This is a genomic window from Corynebacterium sp., from assembly GCF_030530965.1.
In the GTDB taxonomy this organism is placed as follows: Bacteria; Actinomycetota; Actinomycetes; order Mycobacteriales; family Mycobacteriaceae; genus Corynebacterium.
Map to the genome: position 1 here is coordinate 1 of NZ_JAUMTY010000042.1, position 19,637 is coordinate 19,637.

At 56.0% G+C, this 19,637-nt stretch carries 13 protein-coding genes; 3 read left to right on the forward strand and 10 right to left on the reverse strand.

What is annotated here, in order from left to right:
- Positions 1 to 25 precede the first annotated feature (25 nt).
- From guaA to guaB, 3 genes are all read right to left on the reverse strand, one after another.
- Complete coding sequence (guaA, locus tag Q3981_RS08060; RefSeq protein WP_303125105.1) at positions 26 to 1,600, reverse strand: glutamine-hydrolyzing GMP synthase; 1,575 nt, start codon at positions 1,598 to 1,600, stop codon at positions 26 to 28.
- Positions 1,601 to 1,712: 112 nt separating this feature from the next.
- Positions 1,713 to 2,867, reverse strand: a complete 1,155-nt coding sequence (locus tag Q3981_RS08065) for a GuaB3 family IMP dehydrogenase-related protein (RefSeq protein WP_303125107.1) — start codon at positions 2,865 to 2,867, stop codon at positions 1,713 to 1,715.
- 95 nt (positions 2,868 to 2,962) lie between these two features.
- The gene (gene guaB / locus Q3981_RS08070; protein WP_303125109.1) at positions 2,963 to 4,477 is read right to left on the reverse strand and encodes an IMP dehydrogenase; all 1,515 of its coding nucleotides are present in this window, start codon (positions 4,475 to 4,477) and stop codon (positions 2,963 to 2,965) included.
- 119 nt (positions 4,478 to 4,596) lie between these two features.
- On the opposite strand from guaB, the gene Q3981_RS08075 reads away from it, so the two are divergent.
- A complete protein-coding gene (locus tag Q3981_RS08075; RefSeq protein WP_046201988.1) occupies positions 4,597 to 4,965 on the forward strand; it encodes a DUF5319 domain-containing protein in 369 nt (122 codons plus the stop codon).
- Between the two features lie 37 nt (positions 4,966 to 5,002).
- Here the strand turns inward: Q3981_RS08075 and Q3981_RS08080 are convergent, their stop codons facing one another.
- Together Q3981_RS08080 and shbA are read right to left on the reverse strand one after the other, a co-directional pair.
- The gene (locus tag Q3981_RS08080) at positions 5,003 to 6,112 is read right to left on the reverse strand and encodes a hypothetical protein (protein ID WP_303125115.1); all 1,110 of its coding nucleotides are present in this window, start codon (positions 6,110 to 6,112) and stop codon (positions 5,003 to 5,005) included.
- A gap of 168 nt (positions 6,113 to 6,280) precedes the next feature.
- Positions 6,281 to 6,892 (reverse strand): RNA polymerase sigma factor ShbA, encoded by a 612-nt coding sequence (gene shbA, locus Q3981_RS08085; RefSeq protein ID WP_221924183.1) that lies wholly within the window; start codon positions 6,890 to 6,892, stop codon positions 6,281 to 6,283.
- Between the two features lie 773 nt (positions 6,893 to 7,665).
- Between shbA and Q3981_RS08090 the strand changes: the two genes are divergently transcribed.
- Positions 7,666 to 7,953 carry a WhiB family transcriptional regulator gene (locus tag Q3981_RS08090; RefSeq protein WP_303125118.1) on the forward strand — a complete coding sequence of 96 codons (288 nt, stop codon included), beginning with the start codon at positions 7,666 to 7,668 and terminating at the stop codon, positions 7,951 to 7,953.
- Positions 7,954 to 8,009: 56 nt separating this feature from the next.
- Here Q3981_RS08090 and Q3981_RS08095 read toward each other — a convergent pair whose 3' ends face one another.
- A complete protein-coding gene (locus Q3981_RS08095; protein ID WP_148209614.1) occupies positions 8,010 to 9,137 on the reverse strand; it encodes an aromatic acid exporter family protein in 1,128 nt (375 codons plus the stop codon).
- Positions 9,138 to 9,328: 191 nt separating this feature from the next.
- On the opposite strand from Q3981_RS08095, the gene Q3981_RS08100 reads away from it, so the two are divergent.
- On the forward strand, positions 9,329 to 10,255 hold the full coding sequence (locus Q3981_RS08100) for a DedA family protein (RefSeq protein ID WP_303125121.1): 927 nt from the start codon (positions 9,329 to 9,331) through the stop codon (positions 10,253 to 10,255).
- Between the two features lie 785 nt (positions 10,256 to 11,040).
- Here Q3981_RS08100 and Q3981_RS08105 read toward each other — a convergent pair.
- The 4 genes from Q3981_RS08105 to Q3981_RS08120 all read right to left on the reverse strand — a co-directional run bounded on the left by Q3981_RS08105 (position 11,041) and on the right by Q3981_RS08120 (position 19,172).
- Complete coding sequence (locus Q3981_RS08105; protein ID WP_303125123.1) at positions 11,041 to 11,313, reverse strand: DUF3644 domain-containing protein; 273 nt, start codon at positions 11,311 to 11,313, stop codon at positions 11,041 to 11,043.
- 141 nt (positions 11,314 to 11,454) lie between these two features.
- Complete coding sequence (locus Q3981_RS08110; RefSeq protein ID WP_303125124.1) at positions 11,455 to 14,328, reverse strand: SNF2-related protein; 2,874 nt, start codon at positions 14,326 to 14,328, stop codon at positions 11,455 to 11,457.
- On the reverse strand, positions 14,316 to 17,276 hold the full coding sequence (locus Q3981_RS08115; protein ID WP_303125126.1) for a DEAD/DEAH box helicase family protein: 2,961 nt from the start codon (positions 17,274 to 17,276) through the stop codon (positions 14,316 to 14,318). Before Q3981_RS08115 ends, Q3981_RS08110 begins: the two co-directional genes overlap by 13 nt.
- 15 nt (positions 17,277 to 17,291) lie before the next feature.
- Positions 17,292 to 19,172 carry a site-specific DNA-methyltransferase gene (locus tag Q3981_RS08120; protein WP_303125128.1) on the reverse strand — a complete coding sequence of 627 codons (1,881 nt, stop codon included), beginning with the start codon at positions 19,170 to 19,172 and terminating at the stop codon, positions 17,292 to 17,294.
- Positions 19,173 to 19,637 lie beyond the last annotated feature (465 nt).

A 19,637-nucleotide genomic window follows, 5' to 3' on the forward strand; every position in this document is an offset into this window, starting at 1 on the left:
CCCCCGATTCACACGCCGACGCGGGCTACTCCCACTCAATCGTTCCCGGGGGCTTCGACGTGCAATCCAACACGACGCGGTTCACTTCAGCGACTTCGTTGGTAATGCGGGTCGAAATCTTCTCCATGACGTCGTAAGGAATGCGCGTCCAATCCGCCGTCATCGCATCTTCCGACGACACGGGCCTCAACACGATCGGATGGCCGTAGGTCCGGCCGTCGCCCTGCACTCCGACGGACCTCACATCCGCCAGCAAAACCACGGGGCACTGCCAAATCGAATCGTCCAGCCCCGCAGCGGACAGCTCCTGGCGGACAATCGCATCCGCCTCGCGAAGCGTCGCCAAACGGTCAGACGTAACCTCCCCGATAATGCGGATCCCTAAGCCCGGACCGGGGAAAGGCTGGCGCGACACAATAGCGCTGGGCAAACCGAGCTCGCGCCCCACCGCGCGGACCTCGTCCTTGAACAGCAAACGCAGCGGCTCTACCAGCGTAAACTCAACGTCGTCGGGCAGGCCTCCCACATTGTGGTGGCTCTTGATATTCGCCGTGCCGCTGCCCCCGCCGGACTCCACCACGTCCGGGTACAACGTGCCCTGCACGAGGAAATCAACACGCGCACCCTCCGGAGCATCGGAGAGCACACCGGCAACAGCGCGCTCAAATGAGCGGATGAACTCGTTACCGATCGCCTTACGCTTCTTCTCTGGGTCCGTCACGCCCTTCAACGCCGACAAGAACGCGTCGGTTTCGTCGACCGTGACCAGGTTCGCGCCCGTCGACGCAACAAAATCATTCTCGACCTGCTCGCGCTCCCCCTTGCGCAACAAACCGTGGTCAACAAACACACAGGTCAAGCGGTCACCGATCGCCCGCTGCACCAGAGCAGCGGCGACGGCCGAATCCACACCGCCCGACAGACCACAAATAGCCCGGCCCTCAGGTCCAACCTGCTGGCGAACCTGTTCCACCAGCTGATCGGCAATATTGCCGGGCGTCCACGTCTGCTTCAGCCCAGCAATTTGCGTCAAGAAACGCTCAAGAACCTTCTGCCCCTCGGGCGAATGCATGACCTCCGGGTGGTACTGCACACCAGCCATGTGCCGATCGGCATCCTCGAACGCAGCCACCGGGGCACCGGGCGAACGGCCCGTCACCACGAAGCCCTCCGGGGCCTCGGACACAGCATCACCGTGGCTCATCCACACATCATTGACCGCGCCATCGTGCAAGAGGCCACCATCACCGACGATAGACATCGTCGTCCGGCCATATTCGCGGTCCCCCGTGCGCGCGACAACTCCGCCTAACGCGTGCGTCATCGCCTGGAAACCGTAGCAAATGCCGAACACGGGAACGCCTAAGTCCAGCACCGAGGGATCAAAAACAGGTGCGTCATCAGCATAAACGCTGGAGGGGCCGCCCGAGAGGATCAGCGCAGCCGGGTGCTTCGCCTTGATTTCCTCCACCGACGCGGTGTGCGGAATGACCTCGGAATAGATGCGAGCCTCGCGCACGCGCCGAGCAATCAGCTGGGCGTACTGGGCACCAAAGTCAACGACAAGAACAGGAGACGGGGTTTGTTGCTGTTCACTCACGCAGAAGACTCTACCGCGTCAGATGGACAAACCTCGACCCCGTCTCATTCCGCCTCACCCGTCGACGTCAACGCCGCGGCGTCAACACTAGTCAGCGCCACCAGTTCACCAGTTACAGCCAGGAGCGAACGCTCAACTGAACCTTCTGGAAGTCCTTCAAATTCGTGTATCCAGCCTTCGCCATCGAACGTCGAACACCGCCGATCAGATTCAAGCTGCCGAATGGTTCCGTCGCCGGCCCCATGAGAACTTTCTCCAGGGACGGAGCCTCATCGCGCTCAATGACCAGGTTCTCGATAACCCCACGCGGGAACCGCGGGTGCGCAGCCACCGAAGGCCAGTAGTATCCGGTCGCTGCAGCCTCCTTGGCCTGCGACAACGGGCTACCCAACATCACAGCGTCAGCGCCACACGCGATAGCTTTCGCCATCTCGCCCGAGGTTTCCAGCTCACTATCCGCGATCACGTGGACATACCGGCCACCGGTCTCGTCCAAGTAATCACGACGAGCAGCCGCCGCGTCGGCAATGGCCGTCGCCTTCGGAGCATCAATACCCAGCGTGTCAGCGTTCGTCGTCGATCCGCCGCCGACGATAATGCCGGCCGCGCCTGTCCTCATCAGATGCATAGCCGTCGTGTAATCCAACACGGACCCCGCAATGACGGGAACATCCAGCGAGCCGATGAACTCCTTCAGGTTCAGAGGCGTTCCATCAGCCGATACGTGTTCGGCAGAAATCAACGTTCCTTGAATGACGACGATCTCGGCACCCGCCGCGACCACCACCGGAGCCAGCTCCCGAGCATTTTGTGGCGACACACGGACCACCGTCGTCACGCCCGAAGCGCGAACGTCGCGAATGCGGTCCGACAGTAAATCCTTATCCAGGGGCAGACCATGCAGTTTCTGCAACAGCGGGATAGCCCGGTTGGTCATCTGGCCATCGTCGTAGCCCTCTTCATCGAAGGCCGTCGACACGATCTGCTCCACGGCAGCGTCCATGTCCGCCACTCGACCCCACAGGCCTTCAGCGTTAATAACCGCAGCGCCCCCCAGGCGGCCCATTTCACTAATGAAATCCACGCTGGTTAATGCGTCGCTCGGTTGTGCCAGGACAGGAATGCCGAAGTGGTACGCGTCGATCGTCCACGACGTATCCACATCTTTTGACGACCGCGTGCGCCTGTTGGGCACGATCGTGATGTCATCGAGCCCATATGTCCGGCGAGCTTCCCGCCCCAAACCAATTTCCACAACTTCACGCATGATTTTTCTGTATTTCCTCACAGTGACAGGCAGCCCGAACCGGCTGCCGACAACAAAAACAATTCACTCAGCGTCCAACAGGGCCGACGACGCCTCTAGTGCTGGTAGTAATTGGGCGCTTCCACCGTCATCTGGATGTCATGCGGATGCGACTCACGAAGACCCGCCGCCGTGATCTGCACAAACTTGGCGTCGTGAAGATCGTCGATCGTTGCGGAACCGGTGTACCCCATGGCGGCACGCAAACCACCCACGAGCTGATGAGCAATGCCATCAATGTGCCCGCGGAACGGAATACGGCCCTCAATCCCCTCCGGGACCAGCTTTTCCTCGCTACGAACATCCGCCTGGAAGTAACGATCCTTCGAGTATGACCGCTGCTCACCCTTCAGACCGCGGCCCTGCATAGCCCCCAGCGAACCCATACCGCGATACATCTTGTATTGCTTGCCATTGACGGTGACAACATCCCCCGGAGCTTCCGCAGTACCGGCCAGCAGCGAACCCAACATTACCGTGTTCGCGCCAGCAACCAGGGCTTTCGCGATATCGCCGGAATACTGCATACCGCCGTCGGCAATAACCGGAACTCCGGCCTTATGCGCCGGAACGGAGGCTTCCATGATCGCCGTGATCTGCGGCGCGCCCACACCCGCAACAACGCGCGTCGTGCAAATAGAACCGGGCCCAATACCCACCTTGATGGCGTCGGCACCGGCATCGATCATGGCCTGAGCGGCCTCGCGCGTCGCTAAGTTGCCACCAATAACGTCGACGCGGTCACCGAATTCTTTCTTCACCCGCGCGACCATGTCCAGAACACCGGAATTATGCGCGTGCGCAGTATCGACAACGAGGGCATCAACACCCGCATCGACCAACGCACCTGCGCGCTTCCACGAATCCTCGCCCGTACCGATCCCGGCACCGACGATCAAGCGGCCTTCCTTATCCTTCGACGCATTCGGGTACTGCTCACGCTTCACGAAATCCTTCACCGTGATCAGGCCCGTCAGCTTGCCCGCCGAATCAACAATCGGCAGCTTCTCCACCTTGTGGGTGGACAGCAGGTTCAGAGCAGCCTCCGCCGAGACACCTTCCTGGGCGACGATCAACGGCATCGGCGTCATAACGTCGGCAACCTTGCGGGACAGATCGGACTCAAACCGCATGTCACGGTTGGTGCAAATGCCGACCAGCGTGCCCTCGTCGTTAATTACGGGCAAACCAGAGACACGGAACTTGGCACACAGTTCGTCGACATGACCGATCGTGTCGCCTGGCGAACAGGTGATGGGGTTGGTGACCATGCCGGCCTCGGAACGCTTCACTACTTCCACGTTCTGGGCTTGGTCGTCGATAGAAAGGTTGCGGTGAAGGATGCCGATGCCACCCTGCCGGGCCATCGCAATGGCCATCCGAGACTCTGTCACCGTATCCATCGCCGCGGACACCAGCGGAATACCCAGCCGGATGTTGCGCGTGAGCTGCGCAGATGTGTCCACTTCGGAAGGAATCACATCAGAGGCGGAGGGAATGAGAAGGACATCATCGAAAGTAAGACCTACAAGAGCAACTTTGTTGGGGTCGTCGCCACCTGTGCGTTCCACTATTTATCTCCTAGGACCATGACGAAAGCGAAGTGCCACCACGCACTCTTTTGTCATATGCTACCGCAAAAATTTTGTGGCACATGGGCTAGCCTAGTGGGGTGAACTTCGCAGACCATATGCCCCCGGACCCATTCGCGGGAGATCCCAACGATCCCGCCTCTTTCCTCGACCCCGATGAGCCTATGGAACCCCTTACCGACGAGGAAAAAGGCGAAGTCATTATCGAACTTCACCACGTTCGGGAGATGCAGCGTGTTCTCACCCCGCTCGGCATTCGCGGTGTGGAGATGCTGTGCGATGACTGCGAAGAGATGCACTACTACGACTGGGGGATCCTCATTAACAACCTGCTCGCGCTGTATAACCACGAGCAGCCGCCCATTCATGAACCGAGCGCCAACCCCAATCCCGACGAGTACGCCCCGTGGGATTACTGCCTCGGGTTCCTGGACGGACTCAACCACGGGATCGCCGGGTACCGATAGGGGGGCGGCCGCGCGTCGATGCGACGCCGGCCGGCTTCTACTCCTCGGCGGAGGTGCTTGAGCCGCCCGACGACGGAGACTCGGTCACGTCGTCGCTCGAACCATCTGATGACGACGATCCACGCGATGAATTTCCGCTCCCGGAGTTCGAACCGCTGTTGCTGCTATTCGACCCAGGCACAGGAGCAGGCGTCACCGTCGTCGTCACGGTCACGGTAACCGTCGACGTTTCAGTGGTCGTCTTGGTGTCCTTAGTGTCGCGATCATTCGTGGTCGTCGGGTCCTTGCGCGGCTCAGCCTTCTTCGGCTCACCGTTACTCATCGTTTTCTCGATGGTGGTGGGTTTGCCGTCGGGGCCCTTCACGACAGACTGATCGGTGACAGTAACCGTCGTCGTTGATTCGTCTTTCTTCGAATCCTTCGAGCCGGAGTCCTTGGCCTTGTGGGCAACTTCGCGCGCCTTTTCCAGCAACTCAGCAGCACCCTGGGTATCCCCGGCCTCCTGCTTTTCGCGGACCTGATCGAGCGTCGAGGCCAATTCAACCGCGGCAGCGTGATCGCCGAACATTCTCTGATTCAGACCCCACAGAGGCGAACCGGGGGTCGAGGCGTGGATAACAGCTCCGCCACCGGCAAGAAGAACACAGGACGCAGCAGCGCCGCCGAGGGCGTACATCCACCGCGGGACCGGATTGTGGTTATCGCCATGACGCCACGAACGGTGACGGGGACGACCCGAACGCGAACCCTTGGCGGCATCATCACCCGACGCGTCACGCTGACTCTTCCAGGCCGCGAAGTCATGCACGGTAGCGTCGCCGTCAGCATCGCGACCTGCGTCGTCACTGGATTGAGTGTTTTGCCCCTCCGCATTTACAGGGCGGAAGACAGTCGTCGGAGCATTAGCGACGGGGGAATCATCCAGCGCCTCGTCGTCAGAGAAGCTGTCAAAGAAGCCTAAGTCGCTGAGCTGAGGCGTTACCGGGATATTACGTTCCGCGTCCTGCCGAGCTTGGATGAACAGCTGACCGAGGTCATCGTCGGAGTCAGTACCCCGGGAGAGATTATCAAGGTAGCGGTCAACAGCAGCTAGGGATTCTGGATCGTGCTCAACCCCCTCACGATCCCAGTTATCAAAACCACTCATCTGTTCGCTCCTGCTGTTCCATCCACACCAAAACCGGTTATTACTGTACGGCCCCGCCTGCGGGCGACACCGCACTACGTCCGTCGTCGGCAATAATCACCATCATGGGCACGGTGTTGCCGCCGCGACGTATGTACTTCCTTTGTAAGTTGACCCCCGTGATCACTGTCAGTCCTCTTTGGCCTTGTTAGCCAAAGCAATCGCCTCACCGTAGTCAGGCGACTCAGCCATTGCCTTTTTCAATTTAGCAATCGCCCGGAACTGAGCTACTCGAACGGCATTCGGTGTGGAGCCAATGATCTTGGCTGTTTCCTCCGAGGTATACCCTTCAAGAACTCGCAGAATAATGATCTCGCGCGGTCTCTCACCCAGTATGTCGAGCAAACGCAACAGTTTGTTACGGCCATCCGACTGAATAGCCAACTCTTCTGGACCCGCAACATCATGGATGGCTTCGGGGATCTCATCCGTCGGTTGACTGCGGTCCCTCCCCATCGAGCGATAGCCATCTTTGACCTTGTGACTAGCGATTCCGTACACGTACGACATGAACGGCGTTCCACGGTCAACAAAGCGATCTATCGACTTCAATACGGCCATGCAGATCTCTTGAGCCGTATCCTCCGGACCAGGGAAAGAATCATCTGACAGACGATGCCGGCAGTACACCACCACTTTTGGGTGAATGTAATCCATGATTTTCTGGAGGGCATCCCGATCCCCGCGCGCAGCTGCGGCAACCAGGCCATTAATGGCCCCATCGCTAGCTGCTGCAGACATTAACTTCCTCTTCTTTCACTGTCGACGATGGCTCGTCGGCGCCGTCACCACCGACGAGAACACACCCAATCGCAGTCTCGGGCACTGAACCGCGATTTCTCTTGCCTCATTCTGACGTGAAGATCAGAAAAAGACAATTTTATTTGCGTCGATGAATATATAAGCAAACAAAGGGCCTGGTCGGCGGTGTTTTCGCTTATTGAAAATGGACAATTCATGACGACGATGTGTCGTAAAAAATATCACGGCGATTCCATAGAAGGCGGATGAGCACTACAGAACCTGAAAAACCAGAGTACATGAACGCGCGAATAGCTGTGCGAGACTCGAAAATACATATAAAAGAATGAAAATAATTATATGTATTAAATGCACGGAGCTAGCGATTCTTCTGCCCCTCAGCAGGGGGTGGCGGGGAGTTGCGGGGGTGGGTTTTAGGTTTGTGAGCGAGGAGTGTCGGGCGGTTTTCCGAGGAGCGTCCCGACGAGTCCCGCGGGGTTTTTACATTCGCCCCCTGCCAGCCCGCAGCGAGCCCGGTGACCACTCACACACAGGCACTACACCTGCTACTCCACCCAACAATTAATTTTGCAATCTAAAAGTCGTGTTCTCGTTACGTTCTGTTCACCAACGCGGTCTTGACTGAATACCAGGCGCGCACACGCCCGCGGATATAAGACGTCCCACCACACAAACCACAAAACCAAAAACAAACACAAACGACGCCACATATCTGCACAACGAAACCCACATCACACCCGACGGAGGAGAACATGCTTCCTCAGATCCACAACCTGCCCACCCCCACTATCCAGTCTTGGGAATGGCAACGGCATGGATCATGCCGAGACACAGACGCATCCCTCTTCTTTCACCCGGAAGGCGAACGAGGACGCGCCCGTGCAGCCCGCGAGCACGCTGCAAAATTGGTATGCGCAACCTGCCCCGTTATTAACCAATGCAGAGAACACGCACTCTCTGTGGGCGAGACCTACGGTATTTGGGGCGGACTGAGCGAAAGCGAGCGCGACGCCATCGCGCGAACCCACGCCCGCGTTTAGGCTCTATCCTTTCCGACTGGCCCCAGCTGTCCTCCCCTGCTGCTCTACACGGTCCGTTACCCTTCCCAAATCTGAAGGTCCGAACCGTCGCCTTTCTTATCTTCCGGCCGCAACACAACCACAGCCGATTCACGCGACAAGCCGCACACCTGGAGCAAGTCCACAATGATGGACCTCGCCTGCGCCATCACAACAATGCCCGAAATACCGGACTTCTCACCATGATCCCCCGACGTCACCGCCGCAGTATTCTTCAGCTGCTCAATCACGGCGGGCAAACGCTGAGCCTCATGAAGCTTCCCCGATTTCCCCTGCTCAGCGAAGATCGATTCTAATTCGGTACAGGCATGCGCCAAGGCGTCCAAAATAACTGGAATACGCTCATCAATGTCTTTCTGGTCCGAAATAATCGTGGCCGCCCGGCGCGCAAGAACACGCGAGTTACGCATCGTGTTATCCACCGGCGACAAAATCTGGCTCATTTTCCGCATGTCACGGCGGGCACCCCAATAAAACGGCGACACCGCGGCAACTTCCGTACCGCCCTGAACAGCAGCGATCATGGCATTAATGCGCGCCTGGGTTCCTCGGGCGGATACTAACGCGTCGGACACCACCCCGACGTCGTTACTCCGAAGACCGCGCGACACGGTGTCAAGAACATGCCCCGCGTGGCCGATCACCCGGCTTACTTCGCGTCGCGCCGGGCGGATGGCGCTATTGGGCACCAGTGCGATCACCATGATCCCGATGAGACCACCGACCAGAGCGTCGATCATTCGAGTGATCCCGCCCATCGTTCCCGGGGGCATAATCGTCGCTACTAAGACGGCAGAGCATGTCGCCTGAATGGGAGCCAGTGGGGATTTGTCGAGAAATAACGCGGCTGCCAGAGCGCACGCCACGGTGATGGCGATTTGCCAGGATCCGGTTCCGATGTGGGAGATCATGATGTCGCCGATACCGATTCCCAGGGAGACCCCCATGACTAGTTCGACCGACCGGCGCAACCGACCGACGGTGCTGGTACCGAGCGCGATCACCGACGCCATGGGGGCGAAGAACGGTTGCGGGTGGCCGATCACATGGTGCGCAAACCAAAATGCGATCCCGGCGGCCACCGATCCTTGGATCACGATCATCTTGCCGTCGCTGAGCCGTTCTACGCCGTGGAAATGGTTCACACATAAGAAAATACGGCACGGCAGGGGAAAATCGGCCACTGCGGGGAAGAATGCGGAAAATCAGGTGCCCACACACCCCGCGCCCTTTACCACTCATGACCTGCATCGTGATGCCCCATTAAGGAATTTCACAGCAAATTCACGGTTTCGGAGTCAAAAGGATGGATCGGTACCAAGTATGCTGTGGGATCATGAGTGCACTGACCGCTGTCGACCTCACTGTTCTTACCCAAGCGTTCACTATGGGTGGCACAGGGGTAAAAACATTCGCTTCCGCCGCTCTTGCTAACGGCACACACATGCTTGCCGACGCTGCTACGTCGGCCCGAGCAACCCTAGCGGCCTCTGCCGACCTGGTGCCGCAGCTGCGCACCAACATCCTCGCTCAGGCGAGTGAGACGGTGACAGCAGCTCCGAAACTGCTGGACCCGATGTACTGGCTGGGTGCCGATAGCCCCTTCGGGCACCTGATTCTCCCCGGCCTGGGGCTCATTATTTTCGTGGAAACCGGCCTTGGGTTCCCCCTCCTCCCCGGCGATTCCCTGCTGTTCACCGCGGGTATGCTGGCTAACCAGCACAATGGGTTTGCTCCCGTGTGGCAGGTGCTTTTGGTCGCGATCGCCTGCGCTATCGCTGGTGATCAGTCCTCGTATTGGATTGGTAGGAAGCTCGGTGACCGTATCCGGAAACGTCCCGACGGGCGCATCTTTAAGAAGGCCTATATCACTGAAGGCGAGGCGTTCTTTAGGAAATGGGGGGCGCTGGCTGTGATCCTGTGCCGGTTCGTCCCGATTGTCCGCACCTACGCTCCTATGACTATCGGCATGGCGCGCATGAACTATGCCCGCTTCTTCCTTTTCGACATTTGCGGCGGTTTCCTGTGGGCTGGCGGTGTGACGGTTCTCGGCGTGTGGTTGGGTAGTTTCACCTTCGTGCGCGAGAATATCGAGCTGATCTTCCTGGCGATCGTGTTCATTTCTATCCTGCCGGGGATTATCGGCGCGATTAAGAAATCACGTGCGTCGAAGGGAGCTGCTACTAGCGACGATTCTGCTGCTCCGCTGGCTGCACGGGATGCTAAAGAGACGCTGCACGAGCGCGAAGCTAGTGAGTCATAATCTCGCCGAATCATGAAAGGCATGGCGCGGGAGCGTCACAACCGACGCCATGCCTCCAAAGTCACAAACAAACTGACAAAAACTTCGAGCAAAGTCACAAAACTTCGAGTTAAGTCTTAAAGTTTTGCATATTTGGCGTGAATTACGGTGCTCAGTGTCACTTTGTGAGAGTTTGTGGGGGTAAACACCCGCAAAGTGACAAAAGTTACAAACGCATTTGTAGTTTAAAAATGCCTTCTGAACTGCGCTTTTATAGTTTCCAAACTATGAAACTGTCACTAAACTGTCAAAAGTGTCACTTTTTGTCAGTTTGAATGTAACTTTGTGCAAATTTCAGTGAGAGTTTGCAGCACTTTCCACGCCTAAAAATAAAATAAAAAGCGTTATCGCGCCCTAGGTGGCTCGCAAAACAACAGCATGGAAGCCACCCACATCGTGAAAGACAATTCTAATGGCCGGCCCAGTCAGATAAATTAGTAACTGTTAATCTTGGCTGTAACACTTAGAATGCTCTGTCCGTGCCCCTGCTCAGCGTCAAAACAATCAAAGAATAAGTAAAAGCTCCCGCTGAACGCGAAGACTATGGTGACGAGCTGCTCTTCAATCTTCTTTCAACATACGACCACTCCAGCAATAGCCTCACCCGCCTCCGCAATGGATCATCAACGTAGCTGAGGATCCCACTCGAGAATACGCACAAAGGAATGTCGTGTACTACCGCAACATCTCAGATTCCGTTGAGGCACGAGAACAGAATTTTTCCCGATCACACAGATCGATAAGTACTACGCCTTCTTCTTGCCTGGGGCGAGAATGGAAAAGCCCAACCCACCAATGAAGTTCCGATAACCAATAAAAACCTGGAGATTCACTCGTACACCGTCACCATCAACCGTGTCGGGCCAGAGGTGATGTTTATCCATATCTGCCATGCAGCGCTCCAGAGACAACGACCTATAGTCCTCGCCGCCCTTCTTCTTGTAGAAGATGTTCTTCTTGGCCTGACGGAAAGCAGCTTTGAAGATGAGTTCCCCGGCGTTCACAACGAGAACAGTCACGACTTACTCTCGATTGGTCGTCTGCGGCTTGTTGCAAATCTCGATTGCGGCGAGCATAGCAGTGCGCGAGTTGTCAGAGAGTTTATTGTACGAGATGTCTGGCCTAGCCCTTAGTCACATCTCTCTCAACAACGACCACCGTCAATTGACCTCCCAGTTAATGCTAAAGAGTTCACGGCGATTTTCAGAGGCGTTGAGAGCGTCACGGGCATTGTCGAGATATTCCTCAGACTCGTCACGTAACCGGTTCCGCTCGGTTCTGTACTCGTCTTCGGAGTCATCGATCTTACGCCGCCACTGTCGGGCTTCATGCCTGAGCTTGAGTTCCTCGGCGGCGCTGGAAGCCTTGCGGGCGGCCTTGTTCGCTGCGGTTTCCTTGGCCTGGTATTCGCGAATCTTCGCGTCAAACTTCGCTTTGTGGTCCAAGCGAGCCGCTTCGATGAGTTCTTCCTGTTGGAGGAAAAACACTGCATTGCGGTCCTCCACATCCTGGCCGAGCTCGGCAAGCTGTTCATTTAGCGCCTGCTCGAAACCGGTGTCCACCACAGGTTCCATACAAATGGCTGTGCAGTTTAAATCAAGGAGATCCCGGATTTGCTCATGATCCATGGGTGTCCCGTCTTCAAGGAACCCAGCGGTAAGCAAGTAGGACTCTCGAAGCTGTTGTTTTCCTGCCCGCATGGTGAACGTGACTTCTTCGATGCGCACCCGCCCGGACTTGCCGCTGAGCCGTTTTGCCACAGCCGTAGCGTGCTCGGAGCCATTGACTTGGAAGGTAAGACGCGCGGGCGGAGTGTCGTGACTCTTGGCATGGTCGATCACCCACGCGCACAAGTCGCTTGCATAGCGGTATTGGTGTGCTCCTTTGCGGGGCTCGGACTTGAAGTAATATTGGCCGACCGGGATACCGGTCTCGGGGGCATCGTGCAGGGCGAACTGAGTACCGGACTTGTTGAACGTGGCGATATCGCCGAGCTCATACCGTGTGACATCAATGAGGAGTCGCTCGAAGGCGTTGAGGACGACGCCGGTTTGAGCGTCGTAGGACTTGAGTTTGTCACGCACCTTCGGATCGAGGTTGTCGAATACCTTAGCCCGGGTCTTCTTCATCTCCCGGTTGATCTGCTTTGCATATTTCGCCTCGAGAGCGGTGAATGCAGCATCGATCTCGGTGGCGGTTTTGCAGTTGTCGAGAATATGGGCGATGTTCTTCTCGAAGTCCAGGCCGTCCTCGATCTGGCCGAGCACCTCGTCAGAGGCACCGAACACGGATGTGAACAACTCGAACTTCTCAGTGAGCAGTTCGAGGATGCGCTCCTCGGCGAGATTACCTTTATTGGAAAAGTTGACGACCACAACGTTATGTTTCTGCCCAAATCGGTGAACACGACCGATACGCTGCTCGATGCGTTGCGGATTCCAGGGCAGATCATAGTTGACCAGCATCGAACAGAACTGCAGGTTAATACCCTCCGCAGCAGCCTCAGTAGCTATCATCAGGCGCCCACGTTCACGGAACTCATCCACAAGGGCTTTACGACGATCAGCAGCAGGAATTCCAGTAACAAGGTCGCTCCCCTGGTTTTCCTCAAGCCAACGCTGATAAATGGCGTTTGCCTCGGCGCCGTTGTTGGTGCCATTGAATAACACCAAGCCGTCACCCCAACCTGCCTCCCGCAATGAACGAGCAAGATAGTCCTGGGTAACGGTCGAATCGGTGAAGATAATCGCTTTCTGAGGTGCCCCGATTTCACGCAACTTTGTAAAGCCCTGTTCGAGGGCATCAACGAGCTTAACCGCTTTCTGATTGACCGTGATAGAGCGGGCAAGCTTCGCATACTCGCGTAGCTCTTCTACTTCACCGAGCATCTCTTTGCGCTGCCCTGGGTCAATAACCTCATTGCTTCCAGAAGCGTTTTCTGCTTCCTCACGCAGCTCACTAGTGATGTCTGGATCGGCAACAAAGCCACCGGCATCATTCCGGCGACGCCCCGCCCACACTTCTGCCTCGAGCCGATCAGCAGTTTTTTCAAGAGTAGATGCGACAGCGTAGGACGAGGAACCCAGGCGTTTGCGCATGATGAGCGCCGACAGGTGGCGCTGTGACTTTGCGAACGCCCATAGGACCGGACGCTGCAAGTATTCGTTGATCTTGTCATACAACTCGACCTCCGCGTCGCTGGGGGTGAAGGCCACAGTTAGAGGCATACGCTCCGTGAAGCGAATATACTTATCGGCATCTTTGCGCAGCGTCCGCTTCGCCACGAGCGCGACGCGCTGGGCAAGATCGTCGTTACCGACGCCGTCAGGATTATCGAGGTAGCGCTCTTTGAAAGCGTCGAGCGAGTGGAAATAGTTCGGGGAAAACACCGAGACGAGCCCGAAGAGTTCCTCGAGCCGGTTCTGAAGCGGGGTCGCAGTCAGCATGACGGTCTTGGTAGCGGCCTGGCAGATGCGTGCCACGTTCGCTGCGATCTTCGCTTGTCCAGTCCAATAGGAGCGCAGCCGATGGGCCTCATCGCAGACCACGAGATCCCAGGTGCGGATCAACTTCAAGGTCTGCGAACTGGCGAACTCGTACGAGCAGATCAGAATCTGATCCCGAGCACCTGCACCGGTCAGCTCGTCAATGTTCGTGCGATCCAACAGCGAGGCAGGCAGGGCGAACTTTTCATCCAGTTCCTGCTTCCATTGCTGGCGCAGCGACGCCGGAGCAATAATCAGGATCCGCCGGCTTCGCAGTGCCCAATACTGGGAGATGACGATGCCAGCCTCAATCGTTTTACCGAGTCCGACCTCGTCGGCGAGGATCACGCCTTCCAAGAAAGGGGATTGCAGAGCGAAAAGAGCGGCGTCGATTTGGTGGGGTTTGGGGTCCACCTGGGCATCGAACAGCAGCCCGGCGAGCTTGCCGACATGGTCTGACGCGTAGGAGCGGTCTAGCTCGTGGGCGTAGAGCTTGGCTTGATAGTCACTTAAAAGCTGCAACGTTGGCCGCCCCGTTAGATTTCCCACCGCTCGGGGGCAGAAACCATATAGTCCACACCGATGGCAGCGAAGTGCTTTCTCGCAGCCTCAATCTTCGCGTTCTCGGATGGACGGCGCTTCATCGGATCCTGGCTCGACTTGGTCTCCCGCACCAGATACAGGTGCTCGGTGCCGTCTTCGACCTTGATGATCGCCCAGTCCGGGTTGTAATCACCCACAGGTGTAGGCACAAGGAACTTGCTAGGAAGCTTCATAAACAGTTTGATGTCTTCACGCCCGTCCAAGTAACGGGCGAATTGCCGCTCCGGGTCCGAATCAAGGACGAGGTAGTCGAAGTCCGTCTTTTCCTTGTTCGTCACCTGATAGAGTTTGTTGATAAACCAGAATTTCTCTTCCAAGCCATCAGCCTGCAACTCACGCAGCTCGTAAATGCTACCTCCGATCGGCTCATACTGAAGGCCATCGATCAACGCGTAGGCTAGCTGGGTCCTGATACGGTCCGTCACCATCTTGATGAAGTCATTCGGATTTTCGAGAAAGTCTCCGATACGCCCAGAACCGAGCAGAATGTCGATAATCGTCTTGCGCGTCAGCGAGGTAGATTCCTGGAGCTGAGTAATAATGTCCGGGAGCGGGTAGGAATCTGCGAGCACCGCCGAACGCGAGCCAAGCTCCATTCCTTTCGGGCCACCACGGGTGATCTCCATATCAGTGCGGGTCACCTGGATACGGATCGGGTCTATTTGCGGTGCCTGCTTGATACTCTCAATACTCCGTCTGATGAGATCCTCACGGTCGAGGGCGACGCGATAGGTAGTGCGTGCCGTGATTGCTTCCCAGAATGCCTCAAACTCGGGGGTGACGTAGACCTGCTTGTTGAGGGTGCGGGTTACACGCTCGCGCTTATCCTCGGCAATCGTGGCGGACTTGCAGTCATCAACGATGCGGATTACGTCATCCTCATAGCCGACGAAATCATCGGGCAGATCGACCAAGAATCCGAGCTGATTTGGTGTCCATTTGTCAGTGACTTCGCCTGCAGCGTTGATATAGCCCTGCGATAGGAGGGAGTCGTAGATGCGCCGAGAACGCCTGGTACCGAGTCTCGTCTCCTTGCCGGTGTCTGGGTTGACAAAAGAAAGGGCCGCGAACTCGGTCGGACGCACGCGCCCGATTACCACACCCGCGTTCTTATACTCATCCTGGAGGGCGGAAGCGAAAGCGTTGTACGACTCGTTAGCCACCACAGTGAGCTGTGCAATGCCGGCATCTTTGATACGTTCACCCTTCTGGTTCACCGGAAGGCGCAGGCCACGGCCGATGGTTTGGCGGCGCTCTGTCTCGGTGGACATGTCACGCAGTGTACAGATCTGAAACACGTTCGGGTTATCCCAGCCCTCACGAAGCGCCGAGTGGGAGAAAACAAACCGCACCGGCTCATCCATGCTGAGCAGGCGAGCCTTGTCCTTCATGATCAGCTCATAAGCATCATCGTCGGCCTTCGTTCTCCCCGAAGAGTCCTTAAACGTCATCGGGGCGTTCTTTCCTCTACCTGCCTTCATCTGTGCGAAGTAACCAGAGCGAACTTCGACGGGGTCAGCTGGGAGGAACGCTCCATCGGGGAGGTTCTTCGCACGCTCCTCTTCGTAGGCCTTGTCAAAAGCCTCAGCAAATGGACCACTGGCATCAAGATTGTTAATGCCGTCGCCAAGGTAGGAGGCGACCTTGTCAATAAAGAACAGCGAGAGTACCTTGACGCCGCGGTGGTGGACCTGAATCTCCTTGCGGATGTGTTCACGGATGGTTTCGCGGATCATCTCTCGGAATAAGACATCCTGGTTATCACCGATTGCTTCACCCACACGCAGGTAGCCGTAGTTGGTTAGCTCAATATGCTCCGGTTGGACGCTGATTTCATTGATCCGCCAGTTCCCCTCATAGGCAGGATTTCCACCGGACAAGCGCTCGAGATCGGCCCCTTGTGAGGCGCTAACCTTCTTCTTCACATACGAACCATTCTTCTTCTTAACCACCAGCTCGAGGATGGCTTTGAACGGATCGCGTTTGACCTCCAGTAGCTTCACGTATGGCTTCGCAGCGCCACCAAGTTCGAGAGCATCGGAAACGACGATCTTCTTCACGAGTCCCAAGCGGTGCGCATCGATCGGATCAAGCCGGTAGACAACATTGCGTGATGTGCGGTGCGTAGCCGAATATCGCAATGTACACATTGGGCTCAGATCCGCCACAGCTGACTGCGAGAGCTGGGACTCCATATTCTGCGGCTCGTCCATAATCACGATCGGACGGGTAGCTTGCAGGTAATCCAATGGACGCAGACCAGAGAGCTTGTCGCGGTACTGGTGGATGATTCGCGTGTTCTTGTCGCCTTTAATCGAGTCGATCGTCATCACCATAAACTGCAACGACGTGGCCGTAGCGAAGTCTCGGACGTCCTCAGCACGGTCGCCCGAGTAAACGAGCGCGTCCATATTGATTTGCGGGTATAGGTGGCGGAAATGATCACGCATCAACTGAATACTGGTCTTCACCCCCTCACGGATCGCGACGGACGGTACCAAGATGATGAACTTATTGAAGTGATACTTGCTGGCGAGCTCGAACGCAGTGCGCAGGTAGACATATGTCTTACCTGTACCGGTTTCCATCTCGATATCGAACTGAAGGCCATCCACTAGATCTTCGCTGATTTCGAGACCATTTCTATCTTGAACGAGTTTGAGGTTATGAAGAATCGTGCCCTCATCAAGGACAAGATTGTTACCGTAGGCACCGATCTCCTGAAAAAGATCATTCTTTTCTAAGCCTGAAAGCTCAAGCATGGGACTTGAAGTCTGAAATTCCAGCTTCGTAAAGAGCTGATCAGCATCCGCGGGCTGCCCATCGAAGAGGCCAGTGACAGCCTCGATGGCGTTGGTTTGGTAAGGCTGACGGGGATCAAATTGAAAACGCATCTATGTCACCTCGCCTTACGCTGTCCACACATCAACGTTGTGGGTGCGGCACTCCTGCATCAGATTCGTTTTCAACTCATCATTGCCATTGAACGCATCTTCAAGGATCACCAGCCTCTCAGGCTCTTTTTCGACAAGAGCTCGCAGCTGATCGAGTGTCGGCGTGACGTTCTCATCGAGGTAAACCAGAACCAGTCCATCCGCGACGCTGAAAACGCTCAGACCCGCGACCTCGATGGTCTCGATCTTCTCCGCGAGCGAGAACCCTAGTTTCAATAAGATTTCGGTCAGAAGCGCCTGGGGACGGGCATCATCGTTGCTAGAGTCGGTAAGATTCCTAAATAGTGTCTCCATCTCTTCTTGCGAGAGACCGGAATCAGCCTTCCACTTTGTAAAGTTCGTGTCGACAAGCTTGTAGGCACGGAAACCGACATCGAAAGAATCGCCCCGACCATCTAACTTCGAGGCCTCCTCTTCTAGGATATGCGATCCGGCACGGCGGATACGTTCACGGGCAACATCTGCGATGGTGTTGGGCTGCCATTCAACGTTCCTTGCCTTCTCCGGCAAAGATTCTGGTAGTTGAACTTGAATGAACTTTCGCTCGCCATTGTCCTCAGCGTTCTGACGCATGACGGCATCCGCAGTAGTACCTGATCCGGCGAAGAAGTCGAGAACAATTTCGTCATCAGCACCCGTAGTAAGAACCTGTAGGAGTCGACGGATCAGCTTGGTAGGCTTCGGGGTGTCAAAGACTGACGTCGTACCGAAGAGTGCACGAATTTCCTTTCGAGATTCGTCGTTGTGCCCCGCAAAATTAAAATCCCACCACGTCGTAGGTACCGTGCCCTGTTGCACCTCACTAAGGTAGCGCTTGAGTTGTGGGGCACCTGTGCCGCCCTTTCCCCAATAGATGCGATCGTCTTCAATCATCTCTGCAAGCTTCTGCTCGGAAAAACGCCAACAGCTTCCCTTCGGTGGATTAAAAGACTCACCGGTATTGGGGTTAGTTACAGGAAAATCGTTCGTCGCGCTGTACGTTCTCACTGACAAATTGTCCGAACGATAGCGGCCACGACCATCACCATCATCATGTGAATACGGTTTGTTATTTTCCTCAGTGCGCGGAAAGAGACCACGGACGAACTTTTGAGAACGGGCAACGATTAGCACATAGTCATGCATATCAGAAAAACGCTTGGCATCATTAGCAGGTGAATATTTTTTCTGCCAACAGATACTCGCGTAAAAATTATTTTCGCCGAAAATTTCATCAAGTAGAAGACGCAATCGTGGCATTTCGTCATCATCAATGCTGAGCGCGATAGCTCCATCTTCTCGTAGAAGATTCTTTGCCAACTTCAGACGGGGGTACATCATGTTGAGCCAATTGGAGTGGAAGCGTCCGGCCGACTCGGAATTAGTGGAGAGCTTACCTCCATCGTCAGCCTGACCAGTGAGTTCGAGGTAGTTGCCTATCGAGTCAGCATAGTTGTCAACGTAGACGAAGTCGTTGCCCGTGTTGTACGGCGGATCAATGTAGATCATCTTGATCTGCCCGTAATAATGCTTTTGAAGGATCTTCAGCACTTCGAGATTATCGCCTTCGATAAACACGTTCTGGGTGGTGTCCCAATCGACGGAGTTCTCTTTGTCCGGCATGAGCGTTGCTGTGGTCGGAATTTGGGCGGCACGGATGGCGTCACGTTTTCCTGGCCACGTTAGGCCGAACCGTTCGCGGGCATTATCAGCATCGGCACCGAGAATGGTTTTGAGCTTCTCGAGGTCGACTTTCCCGTCAGCTACAACCTCAGGAATCAACTCTGCGAGTTTGTTCGCTACCTCAGTTGTGAAATTTGGCGTAGTCGCGGGAACCCTATTAATTAGGTCTGACATTGGTTGCTCCATCGCTCTGAGAATTGACACCTGACGACCCTACGCACACTCGGGTTTATTTTCGTTCCTGCCACTCCGCATTGCCGCAAGACCCATTTGTTCTAAATAGAAGTCGATTGCTTGGCAGATGCGCGCTAGGGCCTCAGCTATAATATTACCGTCTTCGCTCACTTTATCGATGGTTTCTGCTGATAGGCCGCTTACTGTGCGGGAGCTTCGACGGTCGCGGCTTGAGTGGTTCTTAGCTCCTTTGGACTCGATCGACAAAGTCATAGGAGAGCTCTTCAATTAACAGAAAAGGGGCTTCCCAAGGGCCTAATCGCTGTGCCAAGCGGTGCTCACAGCTCCAGCCAGTCAGTGACCGGAACTCCGCCGATGCACACCCAGATTTGCTTGGGAGTCGCTCCCACGTTGTTGAATTGGGCGTAGTCAATCTCAAAGGAGTGCATCATGCTGAAACCACTG